The following is a 10,392-nucleotide window of genomic DNA, read 5'->3' as shown; positions in this document are numbered from 1 at the left end:
TGCATGGCTCGGCGGATCGTCAAGGAGGTCGAGGTCGAGGCCCCGCTGGAACAGGTGTGGCAGGCGATCTCCAGCGGTCCGGGCTTCGCGACCTGGTACGTGCCGCACGCGATCGAACCGACGCCGGGCGGTCTCGTGCGCACCGACTTCGGGCCCGCCGGTGTGCGGGAGGGCGTCGTGCTGGACGCAGCACCGCCGCAGCGCCTGGTGTACGGCGGGTTCGGCGAGCCGGAGGATCCGGTGTACTGCTACGAGTTCCTGCTCGCCGCCCAGGGCGGGCACACGTCGTTCCGGCTGGTGCAGAACGGTTTCCTCGACGGCGAGAGGTGGGACCAGGAGTACGACGCGCTGGACGCGGGCTGGGACCTGTTCCTGCACAACCTGATCCTCTACCAGCGGCACTTCGCCGGCCTGCCCGCCTCGCTCGCGATGGCCATGACCCGGTCGGCGGGCGGCGAGGAGTGGGGGCGGCTGCTGGCGGCGTTGCGCGTGCCGGCGCGGTGCGCGGTGGGCGACCGGGTGGTGATCAACGTGCCCGGCGTCGACCTGGTGGAGGGCGTGGTCGACTTCCTCAACCCCGGCAGGCATCTTGGAGTGCGGACGGCGTGCGGGTTGCACCGGTTCAGCGCCGAGGGGGTGGAGCTGTGCGGGGTGAGCGTCTACCAGTACCGGTACGGGACGCCGTTGCCGCCGGACGCCGCCGCGTGCTGGCAACGGTGGCTGGACGCGAGGTTCGCCTGACCTGCCGACGGGGTTGATCGGACGCGGGACTCGCTTGACCTGCCGGTGGTGTCGGCTCGGCGCGCGGTTCGCCTGAAATCAGTCCGCGTCCGCCGGTAGCGTGCGGCGCCGGGCCGGCCGCACGCTCGGGTGCACCGCGACCACCATCCGGTGCAGCCGCCCACCCGCCGCGTCCTCGTCGTGGTACTTCGCGGCCAGCGCCGTCACCGCGGCCGACAGCTCCGTCGCGAACTGGGTCCGCGCGGCCGCCGAGGCGAAGCGGATCTCGCCGTCCAGCGCGAACGTCGCCACCTTCTTGCCCGCCCGCCGTGACCCGACGAGGAGCTCGCCGAGGTCGCGCATCAGCTGCGCGGTCACCGCGAGCAGCCAGCCGAGCGACCGCCGGTCCGGACTGTGTCTCGGGTCCGGCTGCACCTGCTCGAACACGTCCGGCGAGATGACGTACGAGCTCGACGCCTGCAGGAACCGCTCGGTGGTGTTGCGGACCCTGCGTTCGGCGACGAGCTCGATCAGCCCGTGCTCCTCCAGCGTCCGCAGGTGGTAGTTGATCTTCTGGCGCGGGATGCCGAGCAGCGGTTCGAGGGTGGTGGCGGACTCCGGGGTGGCCAGTTCCGCGAGCAGGCGCAGGCGGATCGGGTCGAGGGCGATCCGCGCGGTGCCCGCGTCGCGGATGACTTCGATCTCTTTCACGAGCGGCTCCCCACCTGATCGGACAACTTCGTCTTTATATACGACCCGGCTGGGGGAGTGGGGGAGCCGCCGCCGGGGGGAGACGGCGGCTCCGCGCGGGTCGGGGCTCAGCGGGCGCCGCGTGGGGTGAGCGCCTTGCCGGCCACGACGAGTCCCGCGGCGACCAGCACGATGTCCTTCAGGACGTACTGGCCGGTCAGGTTGGGCGTGAACGTGTCCGCGTAGAAGAGTTCGCCGGGCAGCAGGACCAGCGGTGAGAGGATGCCGGTCAACGCGACCCCGAGCACCGCGAGGCCCGTCCTGCGCAGCCTGCCGGTGATCAGCGACAGGCCGATGAACGTCTCCATCGCGGCCACAAGCACCACCGCCGCGCGGCCCGGTACCAGGCCGAACGTCAGCATCTCCACCGTCGTGCCCGCGATGTGCTCCGCGGGGCTCAGGCCGGGGAAGAACTTCAGCGCGCCGAAGGCGAGGAACACCAGGCCGAGGCTCAGGCGCAGCAACGAGACGCTGTGGCGCGAGAGCCAGCGGCCGGCCAGGTCGGCGGCGCGGGCGGTGGTGCGACCGGTGGCGCGCAACGGTTGCGTGGTGACGGCGATGCTCATGGTTGCTCCCCCTGGGGCGGAATCGGCTCTGCACCCAAGGTGACATCCACAAATGAAGCTGTCAATACAAAACTTTTTGTCCCATGAGACCCGTTGGGCCGCAACGGATCAAGCGTGGAGATCCAGTTGCTCGGCCATGCTCAGCGCGTCGTAGTAGACCGTGCAGCTCACGATCCTGCGGTCGTGGAAGCGCAGCACCTCACAGCCGCGCACGTCGAGGCGGCGTCCGGTCGCGGGGTACACCGTGCCGTCCGGCATGGTGAGCGCGCCGGTGTGCGTGCCGTGGTTGCGGACCTCCGCCACCACGACGTTCTCGTCCTGGTGCAGCGCCATCACCTCGGCCACCGCGTCCGGCAGTCCCTCGCGGCTGCGGCGCATCCACTCGCGGAACCCGTCGTGCCCGCGGATGGTCTCGCCGGTGGCCATGTCGGTGAGCTCGTAGTCCTCGGCGAGGAGGGTGACCACGCCCTCGACGTCGTTCTCGGTGAAGAGCCGGTACATCAAGCGCGCGGTGTGCGCGTTGGCCTGGGCTGTTGTCATGGCGGGACTCCCGTCTGCCGCACTGCGTTCGCCTTCCGGTCTACCTCCCGCGCGGCACGGCGTCCTTCTCGCACGTTGCGGCATCTCGCGGCGCGGTCGAGAACGGCTGGAGAACCGACGCAGCATGGAGCTGACGACGGGAGGTGCCTGCGATGGCAGACAAGGTGTTCGTGAAGGCGATGGTGTTCGCCCCCGCACCGGCGGTGTACCGGGCGATGACCAACGGGCCGTCCCTCGGCACGTGGTTCGCCGAGCACGTCGACGTCCGGCTGGAGGACGGCAGGTTCGAGTTCTGGGGGAGGCACACGCCGTTCGGTGACGTGCCGCGGCAGACGAACGTGGCCGCGGCACCGGGGCGGCTGAGGTTCGACTGGGAGATCGAGGGGATGCCCACCGCCGTCGAGATGGCGGTCCGGCGGACGGGCAGCGGCGACACCACGGTGTCGGTGGTGCACGAGCCGGTGCCGTTCTGGGGTTTCGACAAGGCGAGCATGAACGACTTCTGGGGAATCGCGGTCGGCAACCTGGCCAACTTCACCGAGGGGCGCACGCTCGCTCCCCGCCCCGACTACACGGCCGAGTGCGGGGAGACGGCGTTCGCGTCGATCGTGATCGACACCAGTGCGGACGTGGTGTTCGCCGCGCTGCTCGACCCGCTCGCGATCGACAGGTGGCTGCCCTCGGACTCGGTGGTCGAGCCGTGGGAGGGCGGCCGGTACGAGTTCGGCTGGGACCACGGCCCGATGACCGTGGTCGGCCTCGACGCGCCGCACCGGCTCGCCTACACCTGGCACAACGAGGGCTGGCCGGACACGCTGGTGAGCTGGGAGCTGACCGAACAACCGGGCGAGGGCACGCGGATCGACCTGCGGCACAGCGGTTTCGTGGACGGCAGGCCGTCCGACGGCTACCAGCTCGGCTGGCAGAACCTGCTGATCAGCCTGCAACGCATGCTGGAGATCGGGCAGCGGTGGCAGGCGCCGCAGTGGCGCCACCGCTGATCACTCCCGCAGCCAGCCGAACTCGGCCGCCATCGCCCGCAGGGTCGTGTCGATGTTGTGCAGCAACACGCCGCGCCGGAACTCGTAGAGCGACTCGGCGTGGGCGGGCTCCGTCTCCATGGCGGTGACGAGGTGGCTGCCGCCGGCCCCGTGGCGGAACGACTGCGTGATCAGCGTTCCGCCACCGGGCCGGTCGGTCAGCTCGTACCGCCAGGTGGACGAGGGGAGCGACGGGTCGTGGAGGCCGACGACGATCCAGGAGAACGTCCTCGGCCGCCGCACCTCGATCACCTCGCACGTCACGTCCCACTCCCACGAGCCTGCCTGGTTGCGGGCGGAGAACTTCGTGCCCGGCGCGGCGGCGGTGGCCCCGTCGAGCCACTCGACGTGCACGCACTCGGGACTCCACCGGGGGACTCTCGTCGGATCCTGCAAGGCGTCGAACACCTCGTTCGCCGGAGCGTCGACTTCCAGTTCGACGGTCAGAGCGAGGGCGGTCACGTCCACGGCGCTTACCTCCGGTCGATGGATCACCTTGCAGGCTAACGCAAAAGCGATCCGCGCAACCTGGAACAAGTGTTGTCCTGTCGTGGGGTCCTATAACCGTAGGCATGTTCCAGAGCGTTCAGGTGGTCCTGCGCGCGATCGCCGTGGTGTCGATCTCCCTGTGGCACTTGGCTTTCGCGCTTCCGTCGATCCTGCGGCGCGACTACGCGGGCCGGGCCCGCCGGCTGGTGGTCGCGCTGGGGCCCGCGTTCGTCAAGGGCGCGCAGTTGCTGAGCACGCGGCGGGACGTGCTGCCCGCCGCGTGGTGCGAGTCGTTGGCGGACTTGCACGACCGGGTGCCGCCCATGCCGGTTCGCGTGGCGCGGAAGGTGTTGCGTTCCGCGTACGGAGGTGAACCACCGTTCACCGTTGACTGGGACTCGGTGCGCAGCGGCAGCATCGCGTGCGTGTACCGGGCGACGCTCGACGGCCGCGCGGTGGCGGTCAAGGTGCGCAGGCCCCGTGTGCGCCGGCTGATCGAGCGGGACTTCGCGATCATGCGCGCCGGAGCGTCCGTGATGTCGAGGCTGCCCTGGTTCCGCGGGCTGCCGGCGGTCGCGGTGCTGCGGCAGATCGGGGACGCGGTGGCGACCCAGGCCGACTTCGAGGCGGAGGCGGAGGCGCTCGCGGAACTGCGGTCGCTGCTCGCCGACGTCGGCTACCTGCACATCCCCGAGCCGTTGCCCGAACTGGGCGCGGAAGGCGTGCTGGTGATGGAGTTCGTCGACGGGCTGGTCCCGCTGGTGGCCGAGGAGACGCCTGCCGAACGCCGGTCCGAACTCGCGCAGCGGGTGCTGTTCTGCGTCTACCGCATGCTGTTCCTCGACGGCCTCGTGCACTGCGACATGCACCCCGGCAACCTCTACCTGGGCCGCGACGGCCGGATCGTGTTGCTGGACGCGGGGTTCGTGGTGCGGCTGGAACCACGGGTGCGGCGGCTCTTCGCCGAGTTCTTCATGCACATGGCGCGCGGTGACGGCCCGCACTGCGCGGAGATCCTCCAGGAGAGCGCCGAGGGCGTCGCCGAGTGGGCCGACGTGGCCGCGTTCCGGCGGGGCACCATCGCGTTGATCGAGGAGTCGAGCGGGCGCAACGCCCGTGACTTCAGCCTGGTCCGGTTCGCCACGCGGCTCTTCGACCTGCAGCGCGTCAACGGGTTGTTCGCGGCGCCCGAGTTCATCTTCCCGTTGCTGGCCCTGCTCGTGCTGGAGGGCCGGATCAACGAGCTCGACGAGGAGGTCGACTTCCAGGCCGAGTCGATCCCCGTGCTGACGAAAGCCGTCATGTCCGGCCTGCTCAAGATCGGTCCGCGGGAGCGGGGCTGAGAGCCCCTTCCCCCTCCTCGACAGGAGAGAGCATGCAACCGACCCACCTCCCCGATCCCGCGTTGCGCAACAGAGGCCGGCTGGTCGCCTGGAGCGCGCTGGCCGGGTTCGTGCTGACGGTGATCTGGTCCGCGCCGTTCGTCGACCGGGTCATCGGGGACAACGTGGCGAACGCGATGCTGGGCCACGACGCGAAGGCGACGCCGCTGGACGGCGTGGTCGCGGGCGTGCTGTTCGCGTTCGTCACCGGCCTGGCGGGGTCGTTCACCGCGTGCAACATCGCGGTGTTCGGCGTGGTGACGCCGCTGGTGGACCAGGGCCGCGACCGGCCGCGCTGGAGCGACTCGCTGCGCGCGCTGTGGTGGATCTGCGTTGGCGCCGTTGGAGTTTCCGCGGTGTACGGCGCGGTGGTCGCGATCGTGGGCACGTCGATGCCGCAGTTCTCCACCGCCGCCTCGGTCGCCGGGGTGCTGAGTCCGCGCCAGGTCCAGTCGATGATCGTCTTCGGCCTGATCGGCGTCGCGTTCATCTACCTCGGGCTGGCGGCGTTGCGGCTGGTGCCGGACCCGTTCGCGCGGATCCGCCAACGGCATCCCGCCGTGCCGCTGGTGGTGATGGGCGTGCTGATCGGGGCGTTGCTGATCGGGCGGCCGTTCCCGCTGTTCCGGATGATGTTCCGGCACGCGGCGGAGAGCGGGAACGTGTTCTACGGAGTGTCGGCGTTCGTGTTGCAGTCGCTGGGGAACCTGGTGATCGCCGGGGTGGTGTTCCTGGTCCTCGCGCACGGCACGGGTGGCCGTTTCCTGCGCTGGCTCGCGGCGAAGCCCGGCCGGACCGCGCGGATCACGGCGTCGGCGTTCCTGGTGTTCGGCGTGTTCACCTTGCTGTACTGGGATCTGCGGTCGCTCGGCAGGGCCGGGCTCATCTGGTACCCGGCGGTCGGGTGGTGATCACGCCGGTGCTGCGGGTCTGCGCGGGGGTCGTGCTCGTGTCGTGGGCCGAGATGGCGTTGCGGGCGGGGCAGATCCACCTGCTCCACATCCCCGCCGACCAGGCGCGCGGTCTGCTCGGCGTGGCGTTCCCGTGGCTGCTGTCGTCCGAGTGGACGTACCTCGGCCTGGCCGTGCTGGCCTGCGCGGTGCTGCGGCTGGGAGCGGTGCCCTGATGTCCGGGCCCGCGATCCCGCAGGAGGCGTGCGCGCGTCTGTTCGAGGCGGCCAGGTGCGCGGACTCGGCCTGGAACCGGCAACCGTGGCGGTTCGTCCTCGGCCAGTGCCCCGACCCGACCTACGAGACGCTGACCGCGGCCCTGGCCGAGGACAACCGCGTCAAGGCCGCGACGGCGGTGGCCCTGGTGCTGGCCGCGGTGCGCACCACCGACGAGGCCGGCGAACGGATCCGCGGCACGGAGTACGAGCTGGGCCTGGCGGTGGGAGCGCTCACCGCCAGGGCCCGCGCCGAGGGCCTTTCCGTCCGCCAGTACGGGGGCTTCGACCGGGCGTCCGTCCGCGCGGCGTTGCAGGTGCCCGACACCCACGCCCTCGTCACCGTGATCGGCCTGCGCTGGGCCCGCCCCCGCCACGGCCCGGTCACGCGAATGCCGTTGGCAGACCTCGTCTTCTCCGGCAGCTGGGGCACCCCGGCCGATCTCGCAACCGGGAAGAGACGCTTCTCCGCCGAATCACGATACTGAGAAACAAGATCTTGATTCATTGGCCGGGGAATGGCGTGCGATGGACTTTCTGCAGCTGGGCGGGCCCGTAGCGGCGGTGATCACCGCGTTGTTGAGCTTTTTGGCGGCACGCCGGATGATCAAGCACGAAAGAGCCAAGGAAGACCTGCGCCACGCCGAACAACAACGCGAGGAATCCCAGAACCGCCAGCGCGCGGCCGACAACCTGGTCGACCAGGCCCGCGCCGCCGTCGCCTCGGAACGCGACCAGCTCCTCGGCCGCTGGCAGCAGACCCTCGACGAGGCGAACGAGGAACGGCGCCGCCTCGTCGAGGACCACCGGGTCGAGATCGAACGCGTGCGGCAGCAGGCGCGGTGGGAGATCGACCGGGTGCGGCGGGAGTCGGCGATGATCGTGACGCAGCTGCGGGCCCAGTTCGCGGAGCGGATCGACGAACGGGACGAGCCGCGCCGCGTGGAGTCCGGGCGGGAGCCGAGGCGGCTCGACCAGGGAGGGAAGCGGCGGGCGGGCGGCAGGGACCAGGGGTGAGCGCGGTGCGGGGGCGGGCTGGGCGGAGCGGAGGCGGGATCAGGTGGCGTGGGGAGAGCGGTGCGGACTCGGTGCACTGCATCGCCGGCCGGTTTCCTGCTGGGACTCGGTTCCACGCCGTGACTCGGCTCCGCGACAGGCGCCGGCGTGCCTGCGGCGCTTGGCTTGGCCACCGGGTGCGGCTCGGCCCAGCCACTCAACTTCGCCCCGCCACCCCGCGCGGCCCCGCCACCCGGCCCGGTCCACCCGCCCGCCGCCCCTCCACCTCTGCGGCGCGCGACCGGGTCGGGCGGCCCAGGCCCGTCAGGCCTGCCGCTCCTCCTCGCCCTCCATCCGGTCCAGATCCGCGAGCACCGCGTCGATCGCCGTGATCTCGGCCGCGAAGTACGACGACCCCCACGTCGCCACCAGCGCCGGGTAGGGCAGGCGCGGGTCCAGTTCCGTGCGGAGGTCGGTGAGGCCGGACGACTGCTCGACCGCCCAGTCGCGGTACTCGGTGAGCACCTCGCGCAGCCGTGCGTGGTTGGTCTGGTGGCCGAAGAACAGGCGCAGCGCCACCGAGTGCTTCAGCAGCGGCGGGCCCACCGGGGCGTGGTCGAGCCACTCGCGGAACACCTTCAGGCCCGCCTCGGTGATGCGGTACAGGCGTTTGTCGGGGCGGCTCTTCTGCTCCTCGACGTGCACCTCGACCAAGTCGTGCTGCAGGAGTCTGCGCAGCTCCAGGTAGATCTGGCTCTGCGCGGGGCTCCAGTAGAAGTAGCGCATGTTCATGGCCCACTTGCGGAGGTCGTAGCCGGTGACCTCCTGACCGAACGACAGCAGGCCCAGCACCGCGTACGCCGTGGCGGGCAGCGCCGGGTCCTGGCTGGGCACTTCTTCCTGCGCCACGGTGTCTCCTGCGTCCTGACGTGCGGTGAACGGCTTCCGGACAGTCTGCCATCTCCTGCTTTGTCCTAAGCGGACGCACGGGCGGGTTCGGCAAGGCGGGATAAGCGACGCGCGCGGGCACCGGGTTATCAATCGAGGTGAGCGAACCAGGACTACCTCGCGAGGAGAACCCCGATGACGCAACACGTGTTGGCGCGGCGCAGGAAGGCCTCCGCGGCTGTGATCGTGTTCACGGCGGCGCTCACCTGTGCCTGCACGGTGGGAAAGGACAAACCGGACGCTCCGGCCACCACCGTGACCATTCCGACCGAACCCGCGGGGAAGCAGGTGTCGTTCGCCGCCGCCGGAACCAGCGCGGTGGGGGACAACCCGCGGGCGATCTCGGTCGCCGACTTCGACCGCGACGGGGTGCCCGACCTCGTCACCGCGAACCTCGGGCCGGGCGACGGTTCCGTGCTCTTCGGTGACGGCGAGGCGGGTTTCCGGGAGGTCGTCACGATTCCATCCGGACCGGCCGCGCTGCGCAACGTCACCGCGGACGTCGACGCGGACGGCAACATCGACGTCGTGACGATCAACGTGAGCGACGAGACCGTGACGGTGCAACGGGGTGACGGCAGGGGCGGGTTCACCGCGCCCACCGTCCACACCGCGGGCGACGGTCCGTCCGGAGTGGTCGCCGCGGACCTCGACGGCAACGGGAGCCTCGACCTCGCCACCGCCAACTACGACGGCGACAACGTCAGCATCCTGCTCGCGGACGGCAACGGCGGGTTCGCCGCGCCGGTGCACCTGCCCGCCGGCAACGGTCCCGCCGACATCGTCGCCGTCGACTTCGACAACGACGGCAAGATCGACCTCGCGGCCGGCAACCACCACTCCGACGACGCGGGAATCCTGCTGGGCAACGGAGACGGCACGTTCGAGCCCGTCGTCTCCGCCAAGTCCGGAAACGGTCCACACGGGATCGTCAGCGCGGACTTCAACGGCGACGGCAACGCCGACCTCGCCACCCCCGACTACGAGGGCGACACCGTCTCCGTGCTGATCGGTGACGGCAAGGGCGGGTTCGCCGCGCCGCTGGTGCTGCCGGCGGGCGACGGGCCGACCGGCATCGCGGCCGCCGACCTCGACGGTGACGGCGACGTCGACCTCGCGTCGTCGAACTTCGAGTCCGACGACGTGTCGGTGTTCCTGGGCGACGGCCGGGGCGGCTTCGGCCCGGCGACCACGATCCCCGCCGCCGACGGCACCATCAAGATCGTCGCGGCGGACCTCGACGGCGACGGGAAGATCGACCTGGCGACCGCGAACTCCCACGCCGACAACGTCGTGGTCCTGCGCAACACGACGGCGAGCTAGCGCCACGTGGTCACGCGTCCGGCCGGGTGGGTTCCCAGAGCTCGAACCAGTTGCCCTCCGGGTCGCACGCCCAGGCGAAGCGCCCGTAGTCGTACTCCTCGACCTCGTCGCGCACCGGCGCCCCGCCTGCGCGCAGCCGCGCCAGCAGGGCGTCCAGGTCGGTCACCCGGAAGTTGATCATCACCTGCTGGGCGGGGTTGTGGAAGTACTCCGTGTCGGACGGGAACGGGCCCCACACCGTCGGGCCGGCCTGCTGGTCCCACATCCGGGTCTCCTCCCCGGTGTCCTCGCCGTCACCGGGGCTGATCGGAATGCCGAGGTTGTCGCGGTACCAGCGGGCCTGCGCCCGCGGGTCCTTCGCCCGGAAGAACACGCCACCGATGCCCTGGACCAGGTCCACGTCGCCTCCTGAAGATCATGTCCGGCATGTCCGAAGAATGCTGAATGTGTGACAAACAGTCATACCGATTGTA

Annotated in this window: 14 protein-coding genes; 8 read left to right on the top strand and 6 right to left on the bottom strand. The window is 70.7% G+C overall.

The window, feature by feature from the left end; translation table 11 throughout:
- Nucleotides 1–3 precede the first annotated feature (3 nt).
- Entirely contained in the window at nt 4–741 is a 738-nt protein-coding gene (locus ACQEU1_RS07810) for an SRPBCC family protein (RefSeq protein WP_433197773.1), read from the top strand.
- 78 nt (nt 742–819) lie between these two features.
- Here ACQEU1_RS07810 and ACQEU1_RS07805 read toward each other — a convergent pair whose 3' ends face one another.
- From ACQEU1_RS07805 to ACQEU1_RS07795, 3 genes are all read right to left on the bottom strand, one after another.
- Nucleotides 820–1,422 carry a winged helix-turn-helix domain-containing protein gene (locus ACQEU1_RS07805; RefSeq protein WP_382442726.1) on the bottom strand — a complete coding sequence of 201 codons (603 nt, stop codon included), beginning with the start codon at nt 1,420–1,422 and terminating at the stop codon, nt 820–822.
- 116 nt (nt 1,423–1,538) lie between these two features.
- Nucleotides 1,539–2,036 (bottom strand): DoxX family membrane protein, encoded by a 498-nt coding sequence (locus ACQEU1_RS07800; protein WP_433197771.1) that lies wholly within the window; start codon nt 2,034–2,036, stop codon nt 1,539–1,541.
- 108 nt (nt 2,037–2,144) lie between these two features.
- The gene (locus ACQEU1_RS07795) at nt 2,145–2,576 is read right to left on the bottom strand and encodes an ester cyclase (RefSeq protein ID WP_433197769.1); all 432 of its coding nucleotides are present in this window, start codon (nt 2,574–2,576) and stop codon (nt 2,145–2,147) included.
- A gap of 152 nt (nt 2,577–2,728) precedes the next feature.
- Here ACQEU1_RS07795 and ACQEU1_RS07790 point away from each other — a divergent pair, with 152 nt between their 5' ends.
- Complete coding sequence (locus tag ACQEU1_RS07790) at nt 2,729–3,577, top strand: SRPBCC domain-containing protein (RefSeq protein WP_433197767.1); 849 nt, start codon at nt 2,729–2,731, stop codon at nt 3,575–3,577.
- On the opposite strand, the gene ACQEU1_RS07785 is transcribed toward ACQEU1_RS07790, so the two are convergent.
- On the bottom strand, nt 3,578–4,084 hold the full coding sequence (locus tag ACQEU1_RS07785) for an SRPBCC family protein (protein ID WP_433197765.1): 507 nt from the start codon (nt 4,082–4,084) through the stop codon (nt 3,578–3,580).
- A gap of 104 nt (nt 4,085–4,188) precedes the next feature.
- Between ACQEU1_RS07785 and ACQEU1_RS07780 the strand changes: the two genes are divergently transcribed.
- From ACQEU1_RS07780 to ACQEU1_RS07760, 5 genes are read left to right on the top strand one after another with little or no spacing between them, the layout of a single operon-like run.
- Nucleotides 4,189–5,448, top strand: a complete 1,260-nt coding sequence (locus ACQEU1_RS07780) for an ABC1 kinase family protein (protein WP_433197763.1) — start codon at nt 4,189–4,191, stop codon at nt 5,446–5,448.
- Nucleotides 5,449–5,480: 32 nt separating this feature from the next.
- A complete protein-coding gene (locus ACQEU1_RS07775; protein WP_433197761.1) occupies nt 5,481–6,398 on the top strand; it encodes a hypothetical protein in 918 nt (305 codons plus the stop codon).
- A complete protein-coding gene (locus ACQEU1_RS07770; protein ID WP_433197759.1) occupies nt 6,395–6,613 on the top strand; it encodes a hypothetical protein in 219 nt (72 codons plus the stop codon). Before ACQEU1_RS07775 ends, ACQEU1_RS07770 begins: the two co-directional genes overlap by 4 nt.
- Nucleotides 6,613–7,140 carry a nitroreductase family protein gene (locus ACQEU1_RS07765; RefSeq protein ID WP_433197757.1) on the top strand — a complete coding sequence of 176 codons (528 nt, stop codon included), beginning with the start codon at nt 6,613–6,615 and terminating at the stop codon, nt 7,138–7,140. The genes ACQEU1_RS07770 and ACQEU1_RS07765 overlap by 1 nt, the downstream gene beginning before the upstream one ends.
- 40 nt (nt 7,141–7,180) lie before the next feature.
- Nucleotides 7,181–7,669, top strand: coding sequence for a hypothetical protein (locus tag ACQEU1_RS07760; RefSeq protein WP_433197755.1), 489 nt, complete (start codon nt 7,181–7,183; stop codon nt 7,667–7,669).
- A gap of 303 nt (nt 7,670–7,972) precedes the next feature.
- Here the strand turns inward: ACQEU1_RS07760 and ACQEU1_RS07755 are convergent, their stop codons facing one another.
- On the bottom strand, nt 7,973–8,557 hold the full coding sequence (locus tag ACQEU1_RS07755; RefSeq protein ID WP_433197753.1) for a PadR family transcriptional regulator: 585 nt from the start codon (nt 8,555–8,557) through the stop codon (nt 7,973–7,975).
- 174 nt (nt 8,558–8,731) lie between these two features.
- Between ACQEU1_RS07755 and ACQEU1_RS07750 the strand changes: the two genes are divergently transcribed.
- A complete protein-coding gene (locus ACQEU1_RS07750) occupies nt 8,732–9,919 on the top strand; it encodes an FG-GAP repeat domain-containing protein (RefSeq protein WP_433197751.1) in 1,188 nt (395 codons plus the stop codon).
- A 10-nt stretch (nt 9,920–9,929) separates the two neighbouring features.
- Here ACQEU1_RS07750 and ACQEU1_RS07745 read toward each other — a convergent pair whose 3' ends face one another.
- On the bottom strand, nt 9,930–10,319 hold the full coding sequence (locus tag ACQEU1_RS07745) for a VOC family protein (RefSeq protein WP_433197749.1): 390 nt from the start codon (nt 10,317–10,319) through the stop codon (nt 9,930–9,932).
- Between the last annotated feature and the right edge of the window lie 73 nt (nt 10,320–10,392).

The sequence above is a fragment of the Lentzea sp. CA-135723 genome, assembly GCF_050936595.1.
Classification (GTDB): domain Bacteria; phylum Actinomycetota; class Actinomycetes; order Mycobacteriales; family Pseudonocardiaceae; genus Lentzea.
The sequence above is the reverse complement of the archived record's forward strand: the minus strand, read 5'-3'. Positions and strand labels throughout refer to the sequence as shown.